The following is a 26,365-nucleotide window of genomic DNA, read 5'->3' as shown; positions in this document are numbered from 1 at the left end:
CCAGTTTCCAATTGGGAAACGGCCATTGGAACCGGCAAACTATTCCGCTGCGGCCAGCAGCTTCTTCTCCCGCGCCGCCCTCAGCCGCGCGAAATCGTCGCCGGCGTGGTGCGACGAGCGGGTGAGAGGGCTCGAAGCGACCATCAGGAAGCCCTTGGTGTAGGCGACCGTCTCGTAGGACTTGAACTCCTCGGGGGTCACGAATTTCTCGACCTTGTGGTGCTTTCGGGTCGGCTGCAGGTACTGGCCGATCGTCAGGAAGTCGACGTCGGCGGTGCGCAGGTCGTCCATCAGTTGCAGCACCTCGTTGCGCTCTTCGCCGAGGCCGACCATGATGCCCGACTTGGTGAACATCGTCGGATCGAGTTCCTTCACCCGTTGCAGGAGACGAATCGAATGGAAGTAGCGCGCGCCAGGCCGCACCGTGAGGTAGTTACCCGGCACGGTCTCGAGATTGTGGTTGAACACGTCAGGCTTGGCGGCCACGACGCGCTCCAGCGCACCTGGCTTCTTGAGGAAGTCCGGGGTCAGGATTTCGATCGTCGTCGTGGGTGACGCCTCGCGGATCGCAAAAATCACCTTCTCGAAATGCTCCGCGCCGCCGTCCTCGAGGTCGTCGCGGTCGACCGAGGTGATGACGACGTGGCTCAAGCCCATCTGCTTGACGGCCTTGGCGACATTGGCGGGCTCGTCCAGGTCGAGGGCGTTCGGCTTGCCGGTCGCGACATTGCAGAAGGCGCAGGCTCGCGTACAGATCTCGCCCATGATCATGAAAGTGGCGTGCTTCTTGTCCCAGCATTCGCCGATATTCGGGCAGCCGGCTTCCTCGCAGACCGTGACAAGCTTGTTGCCCTTCACGATCGAGCGGGTCTCCATGTAACCCTTCGAGGTCGGCGCCTTCACCCGGATCCAGTCCGGCTTGCGCAGCACTTCCGTGTCCGGCCTGTGCGCCTTTTCCGGATGGCGAACACGCTCAACCCGATCCGACACCGCATCGAAAACCGTTACCATCTGTCTTCCTTCATCGCATCGGCCGGGGGCCGCTGGTTTGACGATCTATATAAACAGCCGGACATAAAAAGTCAGGCCGTCATTTGCATGGCAGCCTGACCGAAAGCGAATGGTAAGCTTGTCTCTATCCTCGGACGGCACGGCCTGCGGCAATCAGCAGGCAGGCGCCGATGAAACCGATGATCAGATAGGCGATCCAGCCGGTATAGGCCATGCCGAAGGCCGCCAGGATGAAATTCAAGACGACCGCGCCGATGATGCCGAGGATGATGTTCATGAACAGCCCCATCTGGCTGTTCATGAATCTCTCCGCCAGCCAGCCGGCCAGCCCACCGATGATGATCGCTGCCAGAATACCCACGCCGTTCACGCTCATGACGACCTCCGCGCGCTGATGCCGTATCGCAATCAATGCGTGAGTATACCGCAAGTTCCGGACGGTCGCACGTCATCAGGCGTTCAGCACCTTTCCGTAGGCATCGAGTACGCTCTCCTTCATCATTTCGGAGAGCGTCGGATGCGGGAAGATCGTGTGCATCAGTTCCTCCTCGGTCGTCTCCAGGTTCATGGCGACGACGAAGCCCTGGATGAGCTCGGTAACTTCCGCGCCGACCATATGCGCTCCCAAGAGCTCGCCCGTCTTCTTGTCGAAGATCGTCTTGATCAGGCCCTGATCCTCGCCGAGCGCAATGGCCTTGCCGTTGGCGCCGAAACTATAGCGGCCGACGCGAATGTCGCGGCCGAGTTCCTTGGCCTTTGCTTCGGTGAGGCCGACGGAAGCAACCTGCGGGTCGCAATAGGTGCAGCCCGGGACCTTGCCCTTGTCGAGCGCGTGGACGCCGGGCACGCCGGCGATCTTCTCGACGCAGATCACGCCCTCATGCTCCGCCTTGTGCGCCAGCATCGGCGGACCGGCGACATCGCCGATCGCATAGATGCCGGCGACATTGGTCTTGCCGTAGCCGTCGGTGACAATGCAGCCGCGATCGGTCTTGATGCCGAGCGCCTCCAGCCCAAGGTTCTCGATATTGCCCTGGACGCCGACGGCCGAGATCAGGCGATCCGCCTTGATCGGCGTGACCTTTCCGTCCTTCGTCTCGACATGGGCGGTGACGTCGTTGGCGCCCTTTTCGACCTTCGTGACCTTGGCGTCGGTGAAGATCTTCATGCCGCGCTTTTCGAGCAGCTTGCGCGCGAGGGCGGAAATCTCGGCGTCCTCGACCGGCATGACCTGCGGCAGCAGTTCGACGACGGTGACATCGACGCCCATGGAGCGGTAGAAGCTCGCGAATTCGATGCCGATGGCGCCGGAGCCCATGACGACCATCGATTTCGGCAGCTCTTCGGGCTTCATCGCCTCGAAATAGGTCCAGATCAGCTTGCCGTCCGGCTCGATGCCGGGCAGCGCGCGCGGCCGCGCGCCCGTCGCGATGATGATGTGCTTGGCCGCATAGGTGCCCTCGCCCTTGACGCCCTTCGGCACGGGGTTCTGCGGCTGGACGGCCGGCTTCGACGGCGCGCCGACGACGATCTCGCCGGGCTTCGTCAGCTTGGCTTCGCCCCAGATCACGTCGATCTTGTTCTTTTTCATCAGGAAGGCGACGCCGCCGTTCAGCCGCGCCGAGACGCCGCGCGAGCGGGCGACGACATCCTTGACGTTGGCGGTCATCTTGCCTTCGAGCGTCAGGCCGTAATTCTTGGCGTGATTGGCATGGTCGAGGATCTCGGCGGAGCGAAGCAGCGCCTTGGTCGGGATACAGCCCCAGTTGAGGCAGATGCCGCCCAGGTGCTCACGCTCGACGATCGCCGTCTTCAAGCCCAGTTGCGCCGAGCGGATGGCGGTGACATAGCCGCCCGGGCCCGAACCGATAACGATGACGTCGTAATTCTCAGCCATGTGTTTCCTACCTTTGTTTCAAGCGACCTTGCGGGTGAAGAGCACCCAATCATGTTTTCTGCTGTCTTCGAAAGGCGGCACGGCTCTAGCGCGGGTCACCTCTTCGAAGCCGTTCCTCTTGTAAAGCGCCTGCGCCTTTTCATTGTGGCTCTCGGTGATCAGGCTCACCTGCGCCTCGCCGGCGCGGATAAATTCGTTTTCGAGCAGTGCCCCGCCGATCCCCTTGCCGCGATGCGCCCTGTAGACACCGAGGCTGTCGATGAACCAGTGGCCGACAACCTCTCTCTGAAGCGCCAGCAAGGGCGCGAGCACCGGGTGCTTCGGCTCGATCTCGAGGATCGACGCGTCGATCCCGTAGGAAACGGAGACGCCGACAACCTCCTCTTCGAGGACGGCAACGACCGCATCGCTCCATGTTCCCAGGCCGCTATCCTGGCGCAACCGGTTGCGGCCGTCTTCGAAGGCGGTTTCCGCCGATTTGGCCAAGACGCCGCCGTACCATAGCCAGGCCGCAAAGCCGTGCGACGCGATGTCTATCAGGATCGCGAGTTCTGCCGCCTCGCTTCGCATCGCCGGTCTCAAGATCGCGCCAGCCGCCATCGTCAGAGCCCGAGCATCATCCGCACGACCGGCTCGACGCCGCGGCCGATCGCACGGGTATTCTCGGCGTCGAGATGAACCCCGTCGAGCGGCGTCGTCCGGGCGACCGACCCGGCGTCGAAGAAGCCGCAATCGAGTTCATCGGCGAGATCGCGATAGAGCGACGCCAGCATCGCCGACTGCTCGACGCCGCCGGCAAACATCGCCGCGAAGTCGCCGTCGGCGGTTTCGCAAAGCGGCGGCGGCGAGACGATAAGGATATCCGGCCCTTCCTCCGTCTCCGTCGGCCAGTCGTGCTTGCGAACCAAATTCACGAGGCGGCCGATCCCCTTGACCGCGCCGAAGGCCGTACCGTGGATGATCGGCTTCATGTCGTTCGAGCCGAGCATGAAGACGACGAGATCAAGCGGCGCGTGGCTGTGCAGCACGGTCGGCAGCACCCGCGCGCCGTTGCGGTCGCAGTCGGCGAGATGATCGTCATAGGCTGTCGTTCGGCCGTTCAGCCCCTCGGCGATGACGTTGACGCCGGAACCGAGCGCCTTCTGCAGCACGCTCGGCCAGCGATCCTCCAAAGAGTGCCGGCCCAGAGTGTCCGCGTCATAGCCCCAGGTCAGACTGTCGCCATAGCAAAGGACTGTCTTCATCTGCCCACTCGCTTGTCAGGGGGAAGGACCGGCTGAAAAGCCGGTCCCAAACGCATCAGACGAGCATGCCCATCGGGTTCTCGATGTAGCGCTTGAAGGCGCCGAGCAGTTCAGCACCAAGCGCGCCGTCGACGCAGCGATGGTCGGTCGATAGCGTGACGGTCATCATGTTGGCGATGACCATTTCCTTGTTCTTGACGATCACCCGCTCCTCACCGGCACCGACCGCAAGGATGGTCGCATGCGGCGGGTTGACGACGGCGGCGAAATCCTTGACGCCCATCATGCCCATGTTGGAGACGGCGGTCGTGCCGCCCTGATACTCTTCCGGCTTCAGCTTGCGCTCCTTGGCGCGCTTGCCGAGATCCTTCATCTCGTTGGAGATGGCCGAAAGGCTCTTCAACTCCGCCTGACGGACGATCGGCGTGATCAAACCGCCCGGGATCGACACCGCGACGCCGACATCGGCGTGCTTGTGCTTGACCATGTTCGTGTCGGTCCAGGAGACGTTCGCGTCCGGAACGTCACGCAGCGCCAGCGCCAGCGCCTTGATGACCATGTCGTTGACCGAGAGCTTGTAGACCGGCTTGCCGTCTTTCTCGGGCGCGGCCGTATTGAGCTGGGCCCGCAGCGCCAGGAGCGCATCGAGCTGGCAATCGAGGGAAACGTAGAAATGCGGGATCGTCTGCTTCGATTCCTGCAGGCGCTTGGCAATGGTCTTGCGCATGCCGTCATGCGGGACGAGCTCGTAGGAGCCCGGCTCGAAGAGCTTGAGCACGGCGTCTTCCGACATGCCCTTGGCGAGCGGCGCCGCGGCCGGTGCTTGCGCGGCAGCGGGTGCTGCGGCCGGCTTGGCAGCGCCACCGGACACGGCGGTTTCGACATCCTTCTTGACGACGCGGCCATAGGGGCCGGAACCGGCAATTGCCGAGAGGTCGATGCCCGCTTCCTTGGCAAGGCGCCGGGCGAGCGGTGACGAGAAGACGCGCTTGCCCTCACCGGCGGCCGGTGCAGGCGTTGCCGATGCAGCTGGAGCGGCGGGGGCTGCGACCGGTGCCGGTGCGGCAGGCGCTGCTGGAGCAGGCGCTTCCACCTTCGCGGCGGACGCTGGCGCGGCTGCGCCATTGCCGCCCTTGGCCGCCGTTGCGACATCCTCACCATCCGCGGCGAGCACCGCGATCAAGGCATTGACCTTGACGCCTTCGGTGCCGGCCGGAACGACGATCTTGGCGACGGTACCCTCATCGACGGCTTCGACTTCCATCGTCGCCTTGTCGGTCTCGATCTCGGCGATGACGTCGCCGGACTTCACCTTGTCGCCTTCCTTGACCAGCCACTTGGCGAGATTGCCTTCTTCCATGGTCGGAGAGAGGGCAGGCATTGTGATGTTGATTGGCATCGAACGTCCCTCTCTTATTTGTAGCAGACGGCTTTCACCGCATCGACGACCTCGGCGACGTTCGGCAGAGCGAGCTTCTCGAGGTTGGCCGCATAGGGCATCGGCACGTCCTTGCCGGCGATCGTCAGGATCGGCGCATCGAGATAGTCGAAGGCCTGCTGCATGACGCGGGTGGCGATCTCGGTGCCGACGGAGGACTGCGGGTAGCCTTCCTCGACGGTGACGAGGCGTCCGGTCTTCTTCACCGACTCGATGACGGTCGGCAGATCCATCGGGCGGATGGTGCGAAGGTCGATGACTTCGACGTCGATGCCCTGCGCCTCGAGTTCGGCGGCGGCCTTGACGGCATAGGTCATGCCGATGCCGAAGGAGACGATCGTCGCGTCCTTGCCGACGCGGTGAATGCGGGCCTTGCCGATCGGCAGGACGAAATCGTCGAGCTTCGGCACTTCGAAGGACTGGCCGTAGAGGATTTCGTTTTCAAGGAAGATGACCGGGTTCGGGTCGCGGATCGCGGCCTTGAGCAGACCCTTCGCGTCAGCCGCCGTATAGGGCATGACGACCTTCAGGCCCGGAATATGGCTGTACCAGGCGGCATAGCACTGCGAGTGCTGGGCTGCGACGCGCGCCGCGGCACCGCTCGGGCCGCGGAAGACGATCGGCGCGCCCATCTGGCCGCCGGACATGTAGAGCGTCTTGGCTGCGGAGTTGATGATCTGGTCGATCGCCTGCATGGCGAAGTTGAAGGTCATGAACTCGACGATCGGGCGCAGACCTGTCATTGCCGCACCGACGCCGACGCCGGCAAAGCCATGTTCGGTGATCGGCGTATCGACGACCCGGCGGGGGCCGAATTCCTGCAGCAGTCCTTGCGTGATCTTGTAGGCGCCCTGGTACTCGGCGACTTCCTCGCCCATGACGAAGACGTCGTCATCGGCGCGCATTTCTTCCGCCATCGCGTCACGCAGTGCCTCGCGAACCGTGATCGTAACCATCTCGGTTCCGGCCGGAATGGCTGGATCGGCCGGAATTTCCGCCTTCGGCTGGGCCGCAACGGGGGCCGGCTGAGCCGCGGGAGCCTCGGCGGCTGCCGGCTTCGGCGCTTCCGCCTTGGCCGTGGCGATATCGCCGGCAGCCTCGCCGTCCTGCAGCAATACGGCGATCGGGGTGTTGACCTTGACGCCTTCGGTGCCGGCGGCGATCAGCAGCTTGCCGATCGTGCCTTCATCGACGGCTTCGACTTCCATCGTCGCCTTGTCGGTCTCGATCTCGGCGATGACGTCGCCGGAGGCCACCTTGTCGCCTTCGTTCTTCAGCCACTTGGAAAGCGTGCCTTCCTCCATCGTCGGGGAAAGGGCAGGCATGAGAATTTCTACTGGCATATTCGTCCCTCCCCGGATCAAAGCAGGATGTCGGTGTAGAGCTCGGATACATCCGGCTCCGGATCAGACTGGGCAAAATCGGCACTATCCGCAACGATGTCGCGAACCTCCTTGTCGACCTGCTTCAGCGAGTCCTCGCTCGCCCAGCCCTTTTCAATGAGGCGGGCCTTTACCTGCTCGATCGGATCGTGCTCCGACCGCATCTTCTGCACTTCGTCCTTCGAACGATACTTCGCCGGGTCGGACATCGAGTGGCCGCGGTAACGGTAGGTCAGCATTTCGAGGATGATCGGGCCCTTGCCAGTGCGGCCGTGCTCGACGGCCTCGTCGGCGGCAGCCTTGACGGCGCGCACGTCCATGCCGTCGACCTGATAGCCCGGGATGCCGAAGGAAGCGCCGCGCTGCGAGAAATCGGTCTGTGCCGAGGCGCGCGACACGGAGGTGCCCATCGCATAGCGATTGTTCTCGACGATGTAGATCACCGGCAGCTTCCAGAGCGCTGCCATGTTGAAGCTTTCGTAGACCTGGCCCTGGTTGGCGGCGCCGTCACCGAAATAGGCGAGGCTGACATTGTCGTTGCCGCGATAGCGATTGGCGAAGGCAAGGCCGGTGCCGAGCGACACCTGCGCGCCGACGATGCCGTGGCCGCCGTAGAAATGCTTTTCCTTGGAGAACATGTGCATCGAGCCGCCCTTCCCCTTGGAAAGGCCGCCGCGGCGACCGGTCAGCTCGGCCATGACGCCACGGGCGCTCATGCCGCAGGCCAGCATATGGCCGTGATCGCGGTAACCGGTGATGACCTGATCACCCTCTTTCAGAGCCATCTGCATGCCGACGACGACGGCTTCCTGGCCGATATAGAGGTGACAGAACCCGCCGATGAAGCCCATGCCGTAGAGCTGGCCGGCCTTTTCCTCGAAACGCCGGATCAGGAGCATCTCGCGATAGGCTGTGAGATCGTCTTCCTTGGAGAATTCGGCGATCGTGCCGCCGGTGAAGTCCTTCTTGGCCGGCTTGGCAGCGGTCTTGCGGCTGGAGACGGACGCGGTCTTTCGCGGAGCCATTCATTCCTCCCAATGGTTAGCCTTTGGTGGGCTACCATAGGGAAAGAAGCGCGCCACAGCAATGACATATTTGCATGGCTATCATTCCGCGCAATTCATTGATTCTAAATCACTATTTTTGATTAACTGAATTTAGGTTAATTCGCCGAACGATGAAAAATGACGATCTCGTCGCTGCGCGACATGTTGAGCGCGAGGCGAGCCTTCTCATCCAGCATGTCTCGCTCCAGCGAACCGTCACTCATCAGCTCGACCTCCTTTTCCAGGATTTGCCGCCTCTGAGTGAGCTCGTCCAACCGCGCCTGCCGCTCGGCAATCTGGCGGTCGAACTCCTCCGTCGCCCTCAAGCCGTAACCGCCATGGATCGAATGATAACCGAAGTAGGAAAGAAAGGCGACTGCGATCACTGGCACTACCAGCCGCCCGAGTCTCCGCTTCTTGTGATGCCGTGTCCACATCGTCAAATGCCCTGCTACGCAATACGAAGGCAGACTAGCGTCGATTGATTAACCGACCATTGACCATGAATGGCAAGGAAAAGGAAACCCGCCTGCCGTGAGGCAAGCGGGTTTGGAAATTGATGCTGATGCCAGTGGCAACAATCAGCCGCGCAGGATCGAGCGGCCGGCATAGGCCGCCTGCAGACCGAGCTGCTCCTCGATGCGGATCAGCTGGTTATACTTGGCAAGCCGGTCGGAACGCGCGAGCGAACCGGTCTTGATCTGACCGCAATTGGTGGCAACCGCGAGATCGGCAATGGTCGAATCCTCGGTCTCGCCGGAACGGTGCGACATGACGGCGGTGTAGCGGGCCTTGTGCGCCGTCTCGACCGCATCGAGCGTTTCGGAAAGCGAACCGATCTGGTTGACCTTGACGAGGATCGAGTTGGCGACGCCCATCTTGATGCCGTCGCGCAGCCGAGCGGAGTTGGTGACGAACAGGTCGTCGCCGACGAGCTGGCACTTGTTGCCGATGAGGTCGGTCAGGGCCTTCCAGCCGTCCCAGTCGTCCTCGGCCATGCCGTCCTCGATCGAGATGATCGGGTACTTGGCGGCAAGCTCGGCGAGGTATTCGGCCATGGCGCCCGGCTCCAGCGTGCGGCCTTCGCCTTCGAGCACGTACTTGCCGTCCTTGAAGAATTCCGTCGAGGCGCAGTCGAGTGCGACATACATGTCTTCGCCCGGCTTGTAGCCGGCCTTCTCGATCGACTTCATGATGAAGTCGAGTGCTGCAGGTGCCGAAGCAAGGCCCGGCGCGAAGCCGCCCTCGTCGCCGACATTGGTGTTGTGGCCTTCGGCAGCGAGCTGCTTCTTCAGCGTGTGGAAGACCTCCGAGCCCATGCGGACGGCATCCTTCAGGGTCTCGGCGCCGACCGGCATGATCATGAATTCCTGGAAGTCGATCGGGTTGTCGGCATGCGCGCCGCCATTGATGATGTTCATCATCGGGACCGGCAGGAGATGCGCGTTCGGGCCGCCGACGTAACGGTAGAGTGGCAGGCCGGCAGCTTCCGCGGCGGCCTTGGCGACGGCGAGCGACACGCCGAGAATGGCGTTGGCGCCGAGGCGCGACTTGTTGGACGTGCCGTCGAGCTCGATCATGGTCTTGTCGATCTGGATCTGGTTCTCGGCATCGAGGCCGCCAATCGCTTCGAAAATCTCGCCGTTGACCGCCTCGACGGCGCGCTCGACGCCCTTGCCGAGGTAGCGGGTGCCGCCGTCGCGCAGTTCGACTGCTTCATGCGCACCGGTGGACGCGCCCGAGGGAACGGCGGCGCGGCCGAAGCTGCCGTCTTCGAGATGGACATCGACCTCGACGGTCGGATTGCCGCGGCTATCAAGAATTTCGCGGCCGATGATGTCGATGATTGCAGTCATGATCTCTTCCCTGCTTGTGGACGATGATGATGGTCGGCCTGTCTTAATTCATGGCCTTGAAATTACAATGGCGCGCAGGTGGCAATGTCCCGAGCGTCATTGCGGTTCATAAAAATTTCACGCCACCTCAGGCCTTGGCGATCGCGTCGAACGCGACCAGCTTTTCAAGAAGACGCGGCATGTCCTTGAGCGGTACCATGTTCGGGCCGTCGGAGGGAGCGTTATCCGGATCCTCATGCGTCTCGATGAAGAGACCGGCAACGCCGACGGCAACGGCGGCGCGTGCGAGGGTCTCGACGAATTCACGCTGGCCGCCCGAGGAGCCGCCCTGCCCGCCCGGCTGCTGCACCGAATGGGTCGCGTCGAAGACCACGGGCGCCCCGAGCGACGCCATGATCGGCAGCGAGCGCATGTCGGAGACGAGCGTGTTGTAGCCGAAGGATGCGCCGCGCTCGCAGAGAAGCACGTTCGGGTTGCCGCTCATCGTGAATTTGGCAAGCACATTCTTCATGTCCCACGGCGCGAGGAACTGACCCTTTTTGACGTTGATCGCGCGCCCCGTCTTTGCGGCCGCGACGAGCAGATCCGTCTGGCGCGACAGGAAGGCCGGGATCTGCAGGATGTCGACGGTGTCGGCGACTTCTGCGCACTGCTCCTCCGTGTGGATGTCGGTCAGCACCGGAAAGCCGAATTCGCGTTTGAGATCGGCAAAGATCTCCATTGCGCTTTCGAGGCCAATGCCGCGCTTGCCGGAGAGCGACGTGCGGTTCGCCTTGTCGAAGGAGGATTTGTAGACGAGGCCGAGGCCGAGCGACTTGCAGAGTTCGACCAGCCTGCCGGCGATCATGAAGGCATGTTCCCGGCTTTCCATCTGGCAGGGGCCGGCAATCAGCGTCAGTCGCTCCTTCTGAGAGAACACCACCTGGCCGGCACCCTCGCCGACGACGACCCTTGCATTCGTTTCCATTTCGTCACGCTCCAAACGCGAAAATCACCCCCTGCCCCGGCGCTTCCGGAACAACGAGGCGTCCGCCCATTTCTGCAAATTCGATATCGTTCTGCGCAAACAACGCGCGCGTCGCTTCGAGATCGGCGACACGGAACGCGACGGCGCGGCCGCGCAAGCCGCGCTCGGTCGTGCTGATCGAGCGCCCGTAAAAGGCTTCCATGCCGGCGGGATTGAGCACCGCCAGTTTGGCGCTCCCGGCCTGGATGTCCATGCCGAAGGAATGGGCCGAGACTTCACGCTCGTCGACGGCCTCCTGCAGCAGATACTGGAAGTCGGTCGGATTGGGCTCGGAAAGCACAACCTCGGTAATGCCGAGCACACCATTCTGATGGTGGTGGAGCAGCGCACTGTCGACGGGCAAGGCACGAATACGCTGGCAACTGAACAGGAAGAAATCCGGTGCGCGCAGGTCCGCAGCAAAGGCCAGCCTGAACGAGCCGAGCCCTTCGCGCCCATCGGGCAGACGCATGGGCCGCGAAAATTCGAGCATTTCGCCGCCGGAGATCCCGCAGGACCGATAGCGGATGTGATCGGTCGTGGCGTCCGGCGTCCCGAGCACGATCGCGGACAGCCCCTCCGGCCCGTGGCGAAAGCGGAACGCATGGTCGCGCGCTACAAAGGCATTGCCGGCAAGCGCAGCCGCCTCGCATTCCTCGCGGGAGGCGACGGCAAGCGGCTCCAGATAGGTGTTGTCCGAAAAGAAGACGCAGGCATTCTCGGTGCCGAAGGGATGGCGTGCATCCTCGGCGACGGTGAAGCCGAGATCGGTCAGGCGCTGTCTTGCCCGCCCGAGTTCCGCCACCGGCAGCACGAGATGATCGAGCGGGCGGGCGGTTCGCTTGGTTAGGCTCATGGCGGTTTCCCTGATGACCGGTTTGCCGCTGTTTGCAACTTTTGACCGATGATTGCAAGCGGCAGCCGGACAGGAGCCGAAATGCGCGCCTCAGCCGGAAGGCGACGGCAGCCACATGAGTGCGGCCGGTCCTTGAGGGGACCGGCCGCTATTAAGAATCGGCATAAAAAAACGTGGGGCCTACACGAGCCGCGACTGTTCGAGCGCCGCTTCGATGAAGCTTGCGAACAAGGGATGCGGTTCCAACGGGCGGGATTTCAGTTCCGGATGGTACTGCACGCCGATGAACCACGGATGGTCGTTGTATTCCACCGTCTCCGGCAGCACACCGTCCGGCGACATGCCGGAGAAGACGAGGCCGCAGGACTCCAAGCGATCCTTGTAGTCGACATTGACTTCGTAGCGATGGCGGTGGCGTTCGGAGATGTCGGACGATCCGTAGATTCCGGCGATCTTCGTGCCCTGTTTGAGGGCAGCACGATAGGCGCCGAGGCGCATGGTGCCGCCGAGATCGCCGGAGGCCGAGCGCTTCTCGAGCTCGTTGCCTTTCACCCATTCGGTCATCAGGCCGACGACCGGCTCCTTGGTGGGGCCGAACTCCGTCGACGATGCCTTGTCGATACCGGCGAGATTGCGGGCAGCTTCGACCACCGCCATCTGCATGCCGAAGCAGATGCCGAAATAGGGCACCTTGCGTTCGCGGGCAAAGCGCGCCGCGTTGATCTTGCCCTCCGAGCCGCGCTCGCCGAAACCGCCGGGAACGAGAATGCCGTGGACCTTCTCGAGGTAGGGCGCCGGGTCTTCCTTCTCGAAGACCTCCGATTCGATCCATTCGAGCTTGACCTTGACGCGGTTGGCGATGCCGCCGTGATAGAGCGCTTCGATCAGCGACTTATAGGCGTCCTTCAGGCCGGTGTATTTCCCGACGATCGCGATCGTCACTTCGCCTTCCGGCGTGCATATCCGGTGCGCCACGTTCTCCCAGGCTTCCATACGCGGCTTGGGCGCCGGCTCGATGCCAAAGGCGGCGAGCACTTCGTTGTCGAGGCCTTCCTTGTGATAGGCGATCGGCACGTCGTAGATCGACGCCACGTCGAGCGCCTGGATGACTGCCGACTGGCGCACGTTGCAGAAGAGCGACAGCTTGCGGCGCTCCGCTTCCGGGATCTCGCGATCGGCGCGAACGAGCAGGATGTCGGGATGGATGCCGAGCGCCTGCAATTCCTTGACCGAATGCTGCGTCGGCTTGGTCTTGAGCTCGCCCGCCGCCGGTATATAGGGCATCAGCGTCAGGTGGACATAGACTGCTGTGCCCCGCGGCAGGTCGTTGCCGAGCTGGCGGATCGCCTCCATGAAGGGCATCGCTTCGATGTCGCCGACGGTGCCGCCGATTTCGCAGATGACGAAGTCGTAGTCTTCATTGCCTTCGGTGACGAAGTTCTTGATCTCGTTGGTGACGTGCGGGATCACCTGGACCGTCGCGCCGAGATAGTCGCCCCGCCGTTCCTTGTCGATGATGTTCTTGTAGATCCGGCCCGTCGTGATGTTGTCGGTCTTCGTCGCCGAGCGGCCGGTGAAACGCTCGTAGTGGCCGAGATCGAGGTCGGTTTCCGCCCCATCGTCGGTGACGAACACCTCGCCGTGCTGCGTCGGGCTCATGGTGCCCGGATCGACATTGAGGTAGGGGTCGAGCTTGCGCAGCCTCACACGGTAGCCACGCGCCTGCAGCAGCGCTCCGAGAGCGGCCGCAGCGATGCCTTTTCCGAGGGAGGAGACCACGCCGCCAGTGATGAATACATATCGCGCCATGGGAGTCACTGGATACCTTTTCACAAACGATTCCGCCACCGAAAAAACTCGTCTTCCCGAATTTTTCCGTTTTTCGTCGCGGCAGATTTCACACAAAACAAAACCGGCGGATGAAACATCCGCCGGCGGGTTCTTCTGAACTTCGACCTTACTGGCCGCTCGGGACTTGCGATCCCGTATTGCCGTTGGCGCCGGCGGCCGGAGCCGGGGCGGCCGGCTGAGCGGCCGGGGCTTGAGCAGGCTGTGCCGCCGTGCCGCCAGCCGGAGCCGCATTGTTGGCGCCATTGCCGGTTGCCGGAGCCTGGGTGTTGCCGCCGGCCGGCGCCGTTTGGCCACCGCCGAGCGAATCCAATACGCCGCCACTCGAGCTCGTGCCGGGAATGCGTTCGAGAATATCGGTCGACTGCGGCTCGTAGCGCGCCAGAATACCCATCGCGAGCGCGAGGCCGAAGAACAGGAAGGCGAGCACCGCCGTGGTACGGGTCAGCGCATTGGCCGTGCCGCGGGCGGACATAAAGCCCGAACCGCCGCCGATGCCGAGACCGCCACCTTCGGAACGCTGAATGAGGACGACGCCGATCAGGGCGACGACGACCATGAGATAAATGACGAGGAGTACGGTCTGCATCAGCTTCCAGTCCTGCCCTCTCCGGGGCATTCGAATCGAACGATCGCGGCGGCCCAAGGAGCCGCGCCCAAATTTCGCGCCTCTTTATACCAAGCAGACGGCTATTCCAAGCCCCTGCCGGCTGCACACGGCGGTCACGCAGTCAATTCTTCATAGGCCCCGTAGATGGCGAGGAAGTCTTCCGCTTTCAAGCTCGCGCCGCCGATCAGCGCACCGTCAACATTGGCGACGCCCATCAGTTCCTTGGCGTTCGAGGGCTTGACGGAGCCGCCGTAGAGAATGCGCATCTTGCCACCCTCGGCACCGAACCGAGAGACGAGTTCCCCGCGCATGAAGGCGTGCGCCTCCTCCACGTCTCCGACCGTCGGCGTCAGCCCGGTGCCGATCGCCCAGACCGGCTCGTAGGCGATCACGGTGTTTTCTGCCGTGGCGCCGTCCGGCAGGCTGTCGGCGAGCTGGCGCTTCAGGACATCGAGCGTCTTGCCGCTCTTGCGCTCCGCTTCGGTCTCGCCGATGCAGACGATGGCGACGAGTTCCGCCGCATACGCGGCTTCGGTCTTCGCCCGGACCAGCGCATCGGTCTCGGCATGGTCGGTGCGACGCTCGGAGTGGCCGACGATGACATGAGTGCCGAAGCAATCGGCGATCATCTCGGCGGAAATATCGCCGGTATTGGCGCCCGACTGTTTCTGATGGCAGTTCTGGGCACCGATCATCAGCGGGCTGTCGTCGCAAAGTGCGGTTGCCACATAGAGCAGCGTCGCCGGCGGGCAGATCAGCGTTTCGACCTTGGCGGAAAGTCCGCCCTTGACGCCCTCGGCCATCGCCTTGATCTGGTCCAGCGATGCACGCGTACCATTCATCTTCCAGTTGCCGGCGACAAGCGGGCGGATATCGGGCGTCATGTAACTTCCTCCGGGATCAGGGCTCTCGGGCAAGCGGCCTAGCAAATCGCTCGGGCAAATGAAAGCACCTCGGGCGCAATATCCGGTGCATCGCCAACGCGATGCTCCGCCGGCTGAACAGCAATGGTCCGAATAAAATCAGGGTCTCGGGCGTCTCATGTCGGCAAGACAGGACCCGAACGAGGCGCATCGCGATGCTGCGCAACAAAGAGGGCGGCTTTGGCGTTATAACGATCGTACTCCACTGGACGATCGCCTTGCTGACCCTCGGCCTTATCTTGGTCGGCTTCATCATGCGGCGCACGGATATCGATCCGACGCTGCAGTTCTCCCTCTACCAATGGCACAAGTCGATCGGCTTCACCGTGCTGGGGTTGGCTCTACTGAGAACGATCTGGTGGCTGGTGGAGCGCAGTCCGCACCCGGTGCCGGGCCTCCGCCCGATGGAACATATCGCGGCGCGGGCGACACATACGACGCTCATCCTGCTTGGTATCGTCACACCGCTTGCCGGCTGGGCGGTTGCATCGGCCTCGACGCTGAACATCCCGAGCTTCTACTTCGACCTCATCGTCATTCCGCACCTGCCGCTCGCGCAATCGGAGGCTTCGGAGGCGTTCTGGGCCCTCATCCACGCATGGCTCGCCTATATCGTGCTCGGCTTGGTCGCGGTCCATGCGGCGGCGGCGCTCTACCACCACTTCATACGGCGCGACGAGATACTGACGCGCATGTTGCGCTCCGGCTTCAGGTCTGGACGGGCCGGCGCATGCTTCTCGCAAAAGTCACGCCGTTGCCAGGAGGAATGATCCATGATGACCCCGCGCGAATCTGCCTTGAGAGCGACCCTTCTTCTTGCCTTTGCGCTTGCCGCTGTCTCGGCGCCGGCGGGTGCAAAGACAGCCTCGCTCGAGGATGCGGCCGGCAACTATCGCATCGCCAGTTCTTCCAGCATCCAGTTCAGCGTTCCGCAGGTCGGGGGTGGCGGTGGCCTTGCCGGAAACTTCGGAAAATTCTCCGGCAGGTTCCAGATCGACGGCAACAATGTCGAGCGCTCCACCGTTGAGTTTACGCTGTATCCGGAGAGCGTCAGGGCGAGAGAGCAGCGTATCGAGGATTTCCTCCGCTCGAGTGCGGTTTTCGACACTGCCAATTATCAGACGGTGACCTTCCGCTCGACCAGTATCAGGCAGACCGGTCCCGATACGGCGACGGTCGAGGGTGCGTTGACGGCGCGCGGCAAGACGCGGAAGGAACGCTTCACCGTGACGCTCACGAACTGGGACCGGCGCTCGATCTCGTTCACCATCCGCGGCAGCATCCGCCGCGCGCCCTATGGCATGGACGTCGGCACCCCCATCTATTCGAATGTGGTCGATTTCGACATGAACATAAAGGGAACGAGGCGCTAACCGTCCTCAGCTCATGAGCCTGAGCGCCGTACGTCGCCAGAAACCCGAAACCATCGCCGGGTCGCGCAACGCTTCGAGCTTCCCCCACGAAGGGAACGACTCCTCGAATACATCGGGCCGCATCCGAAAATCATGTGCCGGATTCACCGCGCCGCCCGCCTCGACCACGACGCGATCGAGGGCGTCGAGCATTTTGACGGTCGCTTCGCCCTGATTGGCGAAGTCGAGAGTCAGCGCAAAACCCGGGCGTGGGAAGGAAAGAAGCCCTCGCCCGGCAATGTCTCCGAAGCGGTGCAGAGCCGTCTGGAAAGATGCGTGGCCGTGTTCGCGCGCGGTCTCCAGGAGCCGGGCCGTAGTTTCCCGCGCATTCTCGATCGGATAGACGCTTTGGTGCCGACACGGCCCTTGGGAACCATAGAGCCGGTGCCAGGCACCGAGCCGGTCGAGCGGATGGAAGTAGGACGTCCATTTTATCGTCGAAACCGTTTCCTCCGGCCTTTCCCTGCGGAAGCGGTATTCATTGCAAGCCTTCAGCGCCAGGAAATTCAAAGGATTGAACGGCAGGGACAAGGGCAACGAAAGCTTCAGCCCCTTGGGAATGTCCGGAAATTCACAGGATGCGTCGGCGTGATCGGCAGCCCAGAGCACGCCCCTGCCCGTCCGGCGACCGGTCGCGAGCTGGTCGATCCAGGCGACGGAATATTCGTGCTCTTCCCCGATGCGATCGACAAGCGCGAAATATTCGTCGAGATTTTCGAAGCGGATCGCGTGTTGCTGAACATGCGGCGATGGGACCTTCATCAGCCGCAGTTCGACATCGAGGATCAATCCCGTCAGGCCCATGCCGCCGATCGTGGCCGCAAAGAGTTCGGCGTTCTCCTCGGCGGAGCAGATCAGGCGCTCGCCATCCGAGCGCAGCAGTGTCAGGCGCCGGACATGATTGCCGAAGGAGCCGCGGGCATGGTGGTTCCTGCCGTGAACGTCATTGGCGACGGCGCCGCCGACGGTGACGAAGCCCGTTGCCGGCGTCACGGGCAGGAAGAAACGGTGCGGTATCGCCTTGATAAGGATTTCGCGCAGCGTGGCGCCGGCCTCGCAGGTCATCACCCCCGTTCCCGGGTCGAAGGCCAGGATGCGGCCGTGCCTGGCGCCGTCGATGAGCGTGCCGCGATCGTTGCGGCAGACATCGCCATAGCTGAGGCCGTTGCCGAAGGGCAGATACGCCATGGCCGCGACCGCACCGAGCCGATCCTCGTAGTCGTCCGGAGAGATGGCACCTTGAGGACGCTCGTCCAGCCGCCGCCAGCCTTCAATCTTTCTCATGCCTATTTTCCACCAACGGCCGCGAGCACACGGCTAGCGATCAAGAATCCAGTTCAATGCATCCCGCCAGTCGGTCATGCGCACCGGCGTACCATGCGAACCGGTCTGGAACAGCACGAAGCGAGCGGGATAGTCCTTGCCTCTGAGGGAGCGATAGAGCCCAAGCTGCGCCTCGGCCGGATAGACGCTGTCATCGCTGCCATGGCTGAAGAACATCGGCAGCCCTGCCTTGTAGGCGGCGCTCTCCGGAAACGCCGGATCCGCAACCCCGCCCATCACCATCATGCCGCCAAGCGCCGCCGTCGCCTGACTATCGCGCGAGATGCCCCAGCAGATGAAGCTGCCCATGGAGGCACAGGACAGCACCACCGGCCGGCCGTTGGATCGCTCGGCGGCAAAGCGGATCAGCGCGGCGATATCGGCCACGCCTGCCGCATCGAAGGAGCGCACGCTCGGCGTATAATATGTCCCGCCATTGCCGACCGCCAGGTTCTTGAGCCGGTTGAAATTGCCGCCGAAGGAAAAGTCGTTGGCACCAAGGCGCCGGTCGCCGCCACGCCCATGGATGAAGATTACCGTGAAGGCCGCCCCGCGATCAGAGCCGACGCGGGTGACGTCGAGAGAACGATCGCCGAGCTCCAAAGTCTCGTTGACCTGCGAACTCTTCACGCCTAGCGACACATAGGCGCGCTTGACGCGTCGCTCCGGAATCTGGTCGCGCCCGTTGATGTCCCTGAGTTCCTGATAGTCGACAACGCGGAAGTCGCCGCCATCGTCCTCCCGCAATATTCTGGGATAGTCGAACAATGCATCCTTGTAGGGCTGCAGCGTCTGGGCTTCGACTGTACCGACAACGCTCGAAAAGAGGACTGCCGCTATCAGGCACCGGACGGAGAAAACAATTGTGGACATAGACACCCGACGGGCTCCCTCGTTCGGCCCATGCCTTGCCATCGGTACCTTCGCCACGCAACACTCAGGCCGAAATTCATCGCGTTGCGGGCCTCCTGCATTCGTAAATTCGCCTTTTGTTCGCTCTTTCGCCAAGACTCTGGCAGAATTCCGGTGATTCGCGCGGCAAGGGATAGCGACGGCGCCGCGGTCTTGCTATGCCCTTGCCGACACAGACGACAGGAATGACCTGACCACTCCATGGACGACAGCAGCGATCTCTTTTCCGCCATGCCCTTGCCGCCGAAGCCGGCCGAAGCCGGCGCGCCGCGCAAGCCGACAGCGCCCGCCGTCGGCAGCGATGCACCGCGGCCAGCGCCCCGCAACAGCGACGGCAGCGACTACGACGCTTCTGCAATCGAGGTCCTTGAGGGACTGGAACCGGTGCGCCGCCGGCCGGGCATGTATATCGGCGGAACGGACGAGAAGGCTCTGCACCACCTCTTTGCGGAGGTGATCGACAACTCGATGGACGAGGCCGTTGCCGGCCACGCGAACTTCATCGAAGTGAACCTCGACGCCCAGGGGTTCCTGACGGTGACCGACAACGGTCGCGGCATTCCGGTCGAAAATCACCCGAAGTTCCCCAACAAATCGAGCCTCGAAGTGGTGATGACGGTGCTGCATGCCGGCGGCAAGTTCGACGGCAAGGCTTACGAAACCTCCGGCGGTCTGCATGGCGTCGGTGTTTCCGTCGTCAACGCGCTGTCGGACTCGCTCGAGGTCGAGGTGGCGCGCAACCGCAAGCTCTATCGCCAGTGCTTCTCCCGCGGCATTCCGCAGGGCGGGCTCGAGGAGCTCGGCGAGGTGCACAATCGCCGCGGCACGAAGGTCCGCTTCCATCCGGATCCGCAGATCTTCGGCCCGCATGCCCGCTTCGAGCCGGCGCGGCTCTTCCGCATGGCCCGCTCGAAGGCCTATCTCTTCGGCGGCGTCGAGATCCGCTGGTCCTGCGACCCATCGCTGCTGCCGGAAGGCTCGGAGACGCCGGACAGGGCAGTGTTCCACTTCCCCGGCGGTCTCAAGGATTATCTCGCCGCGACGCTCGGCAAGGAATTCACCGTCACGCGCGAGATATTCGCCGGCAAGTCGGAAAAGGCCGGCGGCCACGCCTCGCTCGAATGGGCGGTTACCTGGTATGGCGGCGACCAGCAAATCCACTCCTACTGCAACACGATCCCGACGCCCGAAGGCGGCACGCACGAGGCGGGGCTGCGCATCGCGCTGACCAAGGGCCTGAAAAACTACGCCGAGCTCACCCAGAACAAGCGGGCCGCAATCGTCACCACCGACGACGTGATGATCTCGGCGGCAGGCATGCTCTCGGTCTTCATTCGCGAGCCGGAATTCGTCGGCCAGACGAAGGACAAGCTGGCGACCGTCGAGGCCCAGCGCATCGTCGAAAACGCGCTTCGCGACCCCTTCGACCACTACCTCGCCGATAACCCGACCGAGGCGGCGAAGCTTCTCGACTGGGTCATCGAGCGCGCCGAGGAGCGCGTCCGGCGGCGCAAGGAGAAGGAAGTCAACCGAAAGACCGCGGTGCGCAAGCTGCGCCTCCCCGGCAAGCTTGCCGACTGTGCGCAGAATACGGCGGAGGGCGCGGAGCTCTTCATCGTCGAGGGAGACTCGGCCGGAGGTTCGGCCAAGCAGGCGCGCAACCGCGCCAACCAGGCCATCCTGCCCCTGCGCGGCAAGATCCTCAACGTCGCCAGCGCCGGCCGCGAGAAACTCGGCGCCAACCAGCAGATCACCGATCTCATCCAGGCGCTCGGCTGCGGCACGCGTTCGAAGTACCGCGAGGAGGATCTTCGCTACGAGCGCATCGTCATCATGACCGACGCGGACGTCGACGGCGCCCACATCGCCTCGCTGCTGATCACCTTCTTCTATCAGGAGATGCCGGAGCTCATCCGGGGCGGCCACCTCTATCTCGCCGTGCCGCCGCTTTACCGGTTGAGCCAGGGTTCCAAGACGCTCTATGCCCGCGATGACGCGCATCGCGAAGAGCTGATGCGTACCGAGTTCAACGGCCGCGGCAAGGTCGAGATCGGCCGGTTCAAGGGCCTCGGCGAGATGCTGCCGGCGCAGCTCAAGGAAACGACCATGGATCCAGCCAACCGGACCCTGCTCAAGGTCGAGATCGACGACGTCGACTTCGAGGGCACGCGCGAGGCCGTCGACAACCTGATGGGCACAAAGGCCGACGCCCGCTTCCGCTTCATCCAGGAGCGCGCCGTGTTTGCGGACAATCTGGACATTTGAGGCTTTGCCGGTCAGGCGGCCTCACCCACCTGCTTCTCCATGAAAAGGCTCAGTGGATCGGGCAAGTAGCTGCCGAAGGGCGGGCACTCCACATAACCCGACGCCTTGTAAAGGCCGATCGCTTCCGGCTGATGGATGCCGGTTTCGAGCCGTATCGCCTCGAGGCCGATTCTTTCAGCCTTTGCCTCGAGTGCCGCGAGCAGTTGCCTGCCGACTTTCAGTCCCCTCGCCTCCGGGTCGACGAACATCCGCTTGATCTCCGCCGTACCGTCGCCGGCGTCCACCAGCGCGCAACAGCCGACGATCGCGCCGTTCGATCGTGCGACGAAGAAGGAAACTTCCGGCTTCTCTAGGGTCGAGATATCGACCATGTGGTTGCTTTCGGCCGGATAGAGCGATGCCGCATAGGCATCGGAGAGTTCGAGCAGCCGGATGATGGCCGGCTGGCGCGGCGGTTCCTCGGTGATGACGGTCATTCCAGGGGCCTCGATACAATCAGGTCGTGCGAAAGGCTCGACGCGACAAACTATCGTCGATCCCGAAGCGCGCCAATACGCCAAACGGCGCAGGCGCGCGTTGCAATCAATCCGGGTGACAGGTCGAAACAATTTGTTTCGTGGAGCGCCAATTTTGCCCTACTTCGGCAAGAATCGACGCTCCATAAGTTAAGGGCAACAGTCTTCTGAACGGACCGCCACATGAAAGCCGCCCTGATCGTCATGACCATTCTCGGTTGCGATGACAATGTCACGCAATGCCACTACATCTCGACCGTGAACGGCACCTGGCCGTCGATCGCTCAGTGCGACACGGAATCCCAAAAGGAACTGCCGAAGTTCTCCAATAGGAACTACCCGGTCGTCGTTGCCGTATGCGAAACCTCAGGGACGGACATCGTCGCCTCCACCGAACCCGGACAGACCCCCATGGCGGCTCCGCAGACCAACGCGGCGGCCCCGCAAGCGACGGCGTCCCCCGCACCGCAAGAGGAAAAGCCGGGCCTGCCAAAGCGCGCCCTGACATGGCTCAGCGGTGCGGTGCCCGACCGCGAAAAAATGAAGGCGATCGTCAGCGCCCCGGTGCACTACGTCGAAGATGGCTATTCCTGGGTGGCGCGTCGGTTCGGTAACTGAGCTTGCCGATCAGGCTGCCTGGCGTGAGGCTATAAGGGCATAGTCCCTGGCGACCTGCCGTTGTTCGGCAAAGTCCAGCCGCTCCACGAGTTCGGCGACGGAGGCCGACGTCGAGGACCGCTTCCTGCGAAGCCGCTCGAGGAGAGCGGCGACCGACGCAGGGGCGCCGTCACCCACCTTGGCCTGCCAATAGAGAACGGCTTCTGCGAAAGCCTCGCTCACATCGCGCGCCAGGCCGGCGCTCTCGAAGAGCGCGCGGATCGAGTGGACGCGACCGCCGGACAGGATCGAGCGCACGCGCTTTTCCGCCAGGCCGGAAAGATCGACCATCGCCAGGATAAAGAATTCCGTTGCGCCGCTGCAGAGCGCACTCATCAGGAAAGCGGGGGTCAACCGCCCCGTCTGTCGCAAATGGTCGACCATCTGGGACAAGTCATTCGTCGGCACGGCCGCCGTCATCGCCAGGGCCGTGGCGTCGCATGCCTCTCTGGTGACCCGGGCCACGCGAGCCGAGCCGATGACCGCCTGCACAAGCCCGCAGGCCGAGAGCGCCGCACCGATCTGTTCGGCAAGCGCGTGGCGCACGTCACCTGGCAAGTCGGCGCGCGCCAACAGATGGTCACGCACGGACGCGACATGGCCGAGGCGATGGGCGGCCCTTCTGAGAGAGCCCTGCAAGAGCACGGCACCGGTGTTTTCGAGAAGAATGGACACTTCCTCCTCGTCGCCGATCTCGGCGATCGCGGCCGCGACAGAACAAGACACGACGCCGCGTGCCGCGATCAGCGCACGCGTCTCCGCCGTACCGCGCGCCGCGAGGTCGACCAGATCCGCATCGGTAAGCACCGGCGAACGGGCGATGGCGGCGAAGGCGATTTCGGGCTGGTCCTCGGCGAGCGCCATGATGATCGCGCGCGGCGCGGCCGGACAATCGGCCAGGGCCTCGACCAGCGCAAGGCGTACCTTTGGCGAAGGATCGTCCAGCAGGAAGGTCATCGCCATTTCGGCGGCATACCGGTCGAGCCCGTTGATGTCGGATTTCGCATAAGCGCGGCCAAGCGCATTTGCGGCGCGCGCTCGATCGCTGGTTCTGGCCGTTTCGACCCAGCGAAGAAATGCTTGTATGATCACCTATGCCCCACTAGACACCCAACAGCCCCATTGTCTGAATATTAGCGGTCAAAGGTTTAAGATTGGTTCACCATGTCCGTTAACCGCGCGCAAACCATGAAGCCGCTCTTGTATCTTGCGGCTGGCGATCAGCTTCCCGGGGAGAAGGTGCTGCAGGGTGTTCAGGCAATCGTTGTCGATGCGACGACGCTACAAAGCCTACAAAGCTTGCGACGGTTCGGCAGAGAGAAATCCGCCTGCCTCTTTCTCGCGCGGATCGGGCCGGCGGAAACGATCCATGAAGAGGATCTTTCGGCGCTTGTCGCCGAAATGGACGGCGTCGTGCTGGCCGCGTGCCGGGGTCCGACCGATGTCCAGAGGCTCGACGTGATGCTGAAAGTCGCCGAGGCGGTCGCGGGTATAAGCCAGGGCCGAACGGCGCTCCTTGCGGAATACGCCACCATTGCCGAAAGCGTGCTCTCGCCCCATTCGATGGCAGGCGTTTCCCCGCGTCTCTCGGCGCTGATCTTCGACGCCTCGGCCCTCGCTGAAGCCTGCGGTTGCCGACGCGTCACCGCGGCGGGCGACGTACCGGCTGTCATCCGGGCGGGACGCGCCGCAGCCGTGCTCAGAGCAAGCGAGGCCGGCATCGCGGCCTACGAGATGCTGCCCGCCGATGCCCTCGACGAGGCGGCAGTGCGTCGACTTTGGACCAACAGTCTGGATAACGGCTTCTCGGCCGTGGCCGCGAGGTCGCTGGAGCAGCTCGGGCTTCTCGCCGACGCGGATGAAATCTAGCGAACCGGCCGCGTCATCTCGAAGACATCGCCGCCATCGCAATAGTCCATGTAACCGAGACGCGCCAGCGGCCTGACGGCCGTCACATCGAATCGTCCGTCGCGTATGGCCTCGTCGCGGATATGGATGCCGACGACCGCGCCAATAACGACGTAGCAGTCGGACGCCGAGCCATCGAGACCCTTCGGCTGGAACATCTCCGTCATGCGGCATTCGAGCGCGGCGAAGGCCTCGCCGACGAAAGGCGCCTTGACGAGCGTACCCTCGACCGGCGTCAACCCGGCGATCTCGAACTCGCTCTCACCGTGCGGCGCGGTCACCGAGGTCATGTTGACGGCTTCGCTCAGGTTGCGACTGGCGAAGCTCGCGGTGAACTCGCCGGTTGCCTCGATGTTGCGTACGGAATCCTTGTAGCCGCTCGACGAAAACATCACGAGCTTCGGCCGGTCGCTGATCGCGTTGAAGAAGGAATAGGGTGCAAGGTTGAACGAACCGTCCCCAGCACGCGTGCCGATCCAGCCAATCGGCCTCGGCGACACGATGGCCTTGAAGGGATCGTGCGGCAGACCGTGCCGATTGGTGGCCGTTTCATAGAACATCAGGCGTCTTCCCCGACCCAGGTGACAATCTCGGCCAGTTCCGGCCGTGGGCGCTCGGTCGGCGGCACCATGGCCGTGCCGATGTGAATGAAGCCGGCAATCCTTTCGCCAGGCGCCACGCCCAACAGCGGATAGGCCTTTTCCTCGAAGGCGTACCATTCGGTCAGCCAGTTGGAAGCATAGCCGAGCGCGTTTGCCGCCATCAACAGGTTGAGGCATACGGCCCCGGCCGACATCATCTGCTCCCATTCGGGAATCTTGAAATGGGGCGCGGCCTTGCTGACCACGGCAACAACGACGGGCGCACGCGTCAGCCGCGTCTCCTCGACCTTGATCAGTTCCTCCGAGAGATCCGGCCTGGCGGCGAGCGCCATCTTCTTCAGCTCGCCGCTGATCCGCGCCCTCTCCTCGCCGCGATAGACGATGAAGCGCCAGGGCGCCAATTTTCCATGGTCCGGCACGCGGGAAGCGAGCCTCAGCATCTCCTCTACCTCGGCCGTGCCCGGTCCCGGCGACCCCATCTGGAACGCAGGAATGGACCTGCGGGAAGCGAGATAGTCTATGAGCTTAATTTCGGTTTTCATGTTGCACGAATTCCACTAACTTGCCGCCGGATCGACAGCCACGAAAATGCCATACCGGCGTCTCAAGTGGAGTCATCAAGTCAGGAAGTCAACTGTCCTCATGCGCATCCGCACCCGTATCTTGCTGAGAACCGCATTGGCGATCGCGCTCGCCGGTTCCAGTGCCGGGCGGGTGCTTGCGGAAGACGCAACCGACCCCTTCAAGAGCTTTCCGTCAATCTCCGGCAGTCGAAAGATGCCGAAGCTGACAAGCTTCAATCCGCTCGTCAGCGATCCCACGCAGAACGGCGAATTGAAGGACGTGAAGCTCGAGGCCTTGCTGACGAACGACGGCCAGCCGGTCGAGTCGGGCCTGACCTGGCGCGTCTTCAGCCCCATTCCTGGCGGCGACGGGAAGCTGCCGCTGCTGGCCACCTCCGAAGGCGGTTCCACAGCCTTCAATCTCGTGCCCGGCGAATATTTCGTCAACGTCGCCTTCGGGCGCGCGGCAGCGACCCGCAAGATTCGGGTGCCGCAGCAAGGCGCTCTGGACAAGCAGGTTCTGGTGCTCGATGCCGGCGGCGTGATGCTCAACGCCGTCTCCGGCAGCGATGTCCGTATTCCACCAAACGAACTCAGCTTTTCGATCTTTTCTTCCGATGAGAAGGAAGACGGCGAACGCGCCCTCATCGTCGCCGACGTGAAGCCAAACACAGTGATCCGGCTCGGCGCCGGAACCTATCACGTCGTCTCCGACTATGGTTCCGTCAATGCGGTGATCCGCGCCGACATCCAGGTGGAAGCCGGCAAGCTGACCGAAGCAACCATCCAGCATCGCGCCGCGAAGCTGACATTGAAGCTCGTCTCGGAACCCGGCGGCGAGGCAATTGCCGACACGGCGTGGTCGATTCTGACCTCCTCGGGCGACGTCGTCAGCGAAAGCGTTGGCGCCTTTCCGACACTGGTCCTCGCGGAAGGCAGCTACTCAGCCGTGGCGCGCAACAAGGACAAGATCTACCAGCGCGACTTTGCCGTGAAGGCCGGCGTCAATACCGATGTGGAAGTGCTGCTGAACGGCAGCAGCGCGCCCGGCGAGACCGCCAATGCCAACGCGCTCGACTGATGTCACCGCA

27 protein-coding genes are annotated in these 26,365 nt (G+C 63.1%); 6 read left to right on the top strand and 21 right to left on the bottom strand.

Features of this window, described 5'->3' with window-relative positions; genetic code table 11:
* Positions 1–39: 39 nt before the first annotated feature.
* From lipA to tpiA, 15 genes are all read right to left on the bottom strand, one after another.
* On the bottom strand, positions 40–1,011 hold the full coding sequence (gene lipA / locus RHIBR816_RS0126295; RefSeq protein ID WP_018239576.1) for a lipoyl synthase: 972 nt from the start codon (positions 1,009–1,011) through the stop codon (positions 40–42).
* A 124-nt stretch (positions 1,012–1,135) separates the two neighbouring features.
* A complete protein-coding gene (locus RHIBR816_RS0126290; protein WP_026187446.1) occupies positions 1,136–1,387 on the bottom strand; it encodes a GlsB/YeaQ/YmgE family stress response membrane protein in 252 nt (83 codons plus the stop codon).
* A gap of 75 nt (positions 1,388–1,462) precedes the next feature.
* Positions 1,463–2,908 (bottom strand): dihydrolipoyl dehydrogenase, encoded by a 1,446-nt coding sequence (gene lpdA, locus RHIBR816_RS0126285; RefSeq protein WP_018239574.1) that lies wholly within the window; start codon positions 2,906–2,908, stop codon positions 1,463–1,465.
* An 18-nt stretch (positions 2,909–2,926) separates the two neighbouring features.
* Positions 2,927–3,508, bottom strand: a complete 582-nt coding sequence (locus tag RHIBR816_RS0126280; RefSeq protein WP_026187445.1) for an N-acetyltransferase — start codon at positions 3,506–3,508, stop codon at positions 2,927–2,929.
* 2 nt (positions 3,509–3,510) lie between these two features.
* Complete coding sequence (locus tag RHIBR816_RS0126275) at positions 3,511–4,152, bottom strand: SGNH/GDSL hydrolase family protein (RefSeq protein WP_018239572.1); 642 nt, start codon at positions 4,150–4,152, stop codon at positions 3,511–3,513.
* A 55-nt stretch (positions 4,153–4,207) separates the two neighbouring features.
* Positions 4,208–5,551, bottom strand: a complete 1,344-nt coding sequence (locus RHIBR816_RS0126270; protein WP_018239571.1) for a pyruvate dehydrogenase complex dihydrolipoamide acetyltransferase — start codon at positions 5,549–5,551, stop codon at positions 4,208–4,210.
* Positions 5,552–5,565: 14 nt separating this feature from the next.
* Positions 5,566–6,933, bottom strand: coding sequence for a pyruvate dehydrogenase complex E1 component subunit beta (locus RHIBR816_RS0126265; RefSeq protein WP_026187444.1), 1,368 nt, complete (start codon positions 6,931–6,933; stop codon positions 5,566–5,568).
* A gap of 17 nt (positions 6,934–6,950) precedes the next feature.
* The gene (gene pdhA, locus RHIBR816_RS0126260; protein ID WP_018239569.1) at positions 6,951–7,997 is read right to left on the bottom strand and encodes a pyruvate dehydrogenase (acetyl-transferring) E1 component subunit alpha; all 1,047 of its coding nucleotides are present in this window, start codon (positions 7,995–7,997) and stop codon (positions 6,951–6,953) included.
* A 137-nt stretch (positions 7,998–8,134) separates the two neighbouring features.
* On the bottom strand, positions 8,135–8,455 hold the full coding sequence (locus RHIBR816_RS0126255; RefSeq protein ID WP_026187443.1) for a septum formation initiator family protein: 321 nt from the start codon (positions 8,453–8,455) through the stop codon (positions 8,135–8,137).
* A 144-nt stretch (positions 8,456–8,599) separates the two neighbouring features.
* Positions 8,600–9,874, bottom strand: coding sequence for a phosphopyruvate hydratase (gene eno, locus RHIBR816_RS0126250; RefSeq protein WP_018239567.1), 1,275 nt, complete (start codon positions 9,872–9,874; stop codon positions 8,600–8,602).
* A gap of 127 nt (positions 9,875–10,001) precedes the next feature.
* Positions 10,002–10,841 (bottom strand): 3-deoxy-8-phosphooctulonate synthase, encoded by an 840-nt coding sequence (gene kdsA / locus RHIBR816_RS0126245; RefSeq protein ID WP_018239566.1) that lies wholly within the window; start codon positions 10,839–10,841, stop codon positions 10,002–10,004.
* A gap of 4 nt (positions 10,842–10,845) precedes the next feature.
* Complete coding sequence (locus RHIBR816_RS0126240) at positions 10,846–11,736, bottom strand: VOC family protein (protein ID WP_018239565.1); 891 nt, start codon at positions 11,734–11,736, stop codon at positions 10,846–10,848.
* Between the two features lie 180 nt (positions 11,737–11,916).
* Positions 11,917–13,554 (bottom strand): CTP synthase, encoded by a 1,638-nt coding sequence (locus tag RHIBR816_RS0126235; RefSeq protein WP_305809674.1) that lies wholly within the window; start codon positions 13,552–13,554, stop codon positions 11,917–11,919.
* Between the two features lie 139 nt (positions 13,555–13,693).
* On the bottom strand, positions 13,694–14,173 hold the full coding sequence (gene secG / locus RHIBR816_RS0126230; protein ID WP_018239563.1) for a preprotein translocase subunit SecG: 480 nt from the start codon (positions 14,171–14,173) through the stop codon (positions 13,694–13,696).
* A gap of 134 nt (positions 14,174–14,307) precedes the next feature.
* Positions 14,308–15,078, bottom strand: coding sequence for a triose-phosphate isomerase (gene tpiA / locus RHIBR816_RS0126225; RefSeq protein WP_018239562.1), 771 nt, complete (start codon positions 15,076–15,078; stop codon positions 14,308–14,310).
* Between the two features lie 194 nt (positions 15,079–15,272).
* Between tpiA and RHIBR816_RS0126220 the strand changes: the two genes are divergently transcribed.
* Together RHIBR816_RS0126220 and RHIBR816_RS0126215 are read left to right on the top strand one after the other, a co-directional pair.
* Positions 15,273–15,887, top strand: a complete 615-nt coding sequence (locus RHIBR816_RS0126220; protein ID WP_018239561.1) for a cytochrome b — start codon at positions 15,273–15,275, stop codon at positions 15,885–15,887.
* Positions 15,888–15,890: 3 nt separating this feature from the next.
* Positions 15,891–16,490, top strand: a complete 600-nt coding sequence (locus tag RHIBR816_RS0126215; protein WP_018239560.1) for a YceI family protein — start codon at positions 15,891–15,893, stop codon at positions 16,488–16,490.
* A gap of 6 nt (positions 16,491–16,496) precedes the next feature.
* Here the strand turns inward: RHIBR816_RS0126215 and RHIBR816_RS0126210 are convergent, their stop codons facing one another.
* Together RHIBR816_RS0126210 and RHIBR816_RS0126205 are read right to left on the bottom strand one after the other, a co-directional pair.
* Positions 16,497–17,813 (bottom strand): FAD-binding oxidoreductase, encoded by a 1,317-nt coding sequence (locus RHIBR816_RS0126210; RefSeq protein WP_018239559.1) that lies wholly within the window; start codon positions 17,811–17,813, stop codon positions 16,497–16,499.
* 33 nt (positions 17,814–17,846) lie between these two features.
* Positions 17,847–18,767, bottom strand: a complete 921-nt coding sequence (locus RHIBR816_RS0126205; RefSeq protein WP_052522705.1) for an alpha/beta hydrolase — start codon at positions 18,765–18,767, stop codon at positions 17,847–17,849.
* 198 nt (positions 18,768–18,965) lie between these two features.
* On the opposite strand from RHIBR816_RS0126205, the gene parE reads away from it, so the two are divergent.
* Positions 18,966–21,029, top strand: coding sequence for a DNA topoisomerase IV subunit B (gene parE / locus RHIBR816_RS0126200; RefSeq protein ID WP_018239557.1), 2,064 nt, complete (start codon positions 18,966–18,968; stop codon positions 21,027–21,029).
* Between the two features lie 11 nt (positions 21,030–21,040).
* On the opposite strand, the gene RHIBR816_RS0126195 is transcribed toward parE, so the two are convergent.
* Positions 21,041–21,505: a GNAT family N-acetyltransferase gene (locus RHIBR816_RS0126195; RefSeq protein WP_018239556.1), complete on the bottom strand. Its 465-nt coding sequence runs from the start codon at positions 21,503–21,505 to the stop codon at positions 21,041–21,043.
* Positions 21,506–21,727: 222 nt separating this feature from the next.
* On the opposite strand from RHIBR816_RS0126195, the gene RHIBR816_RS0126190 reads away from it, so the two are divergent.
* Entirely contained in the window at positions 21,728–22,162 is a 435-nt protein-coding gene (locus RHIBR816_RS0126190; RefSeq protein ID WP_018239555.1) for a hypothetical protein, read from the top strand.
* Positions 22,163–22,171: 9 nt separating this feature from the next.
* Here the strand turns inward: RHIBR816_RS0126190 and RHIBR816_RS0126185 are convergent, their stop codons facing one another.
* Entirely contained in the window at positions 22,172–23,293 is a 1,122-nt protein-coding gene (locus RHIBR816_RS0126185; RefSeq protein WP_018239554.1) for a DUF2336 domain-containing protein, read from the bottom strand.
* A 72-nt stretch (positions 23,294–23,365) separates the two neighbouring features.
* On the opposite strand from RHIBR816_RS0126185, the gene RHIBR816_RS0126180 reads away from it, so the two are divergent.
* Positions 23,366–24,070 (top strand): aldolase, encoded by a 705-nt coding sequence (locus tag RHIBR816_RS0126180; protein ID WP_026187440.1) that lies wholly within the window; start codon positions 23,366–23,368, stop codon positions 24,068–24,070.
* Here the strand turns inward: RHIBR816_RS0126180 and RHIBR816_RS0126175 are convergent.
* Both RHIBR816_RS0126175 and RHIBR816_RS0126170 read right to left on the bottom strand, forming a co-directional pair.
* Positions 24,067–24,669: a flavin reductase family protein gene (locus RHIBR816_RS0126175; protein WP_018239552.1), complete on the bottom strand. Its 603-nt coding sequence runs from the start codon at positions 24,667–24,669 to the stop codon at positions 24,067–24,069. The genes RHIBR816_RS0126180 and RHIBR816_RS0126175 overlap by 4 nt on opposite strands.
* The gene (locus tag RHIBR816_RS0126170) at positions 24,669–25,253 is read right to left on the bottom strand and encodes a nitroreductase (RefSeq protein ID WP_018239551.1); all 585 of its coding nucleotides are present in this window, start codon (positions 25,251–25,253) and stop codon (positions 24,669–24,671) included. Before RHIBR816_RS0126170 ends, RHIBR816_RS0126175 begins: the two co-directional genes overlap by 1 nt.
* Positions 25,254–25,353: 100 nt before the next feature.
* Here RHIBR816_RS0126170 and RHIBR816_RS0126165 point away from each other — a divergent pair, with 100 nt between their 5' ends.
* Positions 25,354–26,355 carry a hypothetical protein gene (locus RHIBR816_RS0126165; RefSeq protein ID WP_018239550.1) on the top strand — a complete coding sequence of 334 codons (1,002 nt, stop codon included), beginning with the start codon at positions 25,354–25,356 and terminating at the stop codon, positions 26,353–26,355.
* The last annotated feature ends 10 nt before the right edge of the window (positions 26,356–26,365 follow it).

The organism is Ensifer sp. BR816, from assembly GCF_000378985.1.
In the GTDB taxonomy this organism is placed as follows: domain Bacteria; phylum Pseudomonadota; class Alphaproteobacteria; order Rhizobiales; family Rhizobiaceae; genus Sinorhizobium.
The sequence above is the reverse complement of the archived record's forward strand: the minus strand, read 5'-3'. Positions and strand labels throughout refer to the sequence as shown.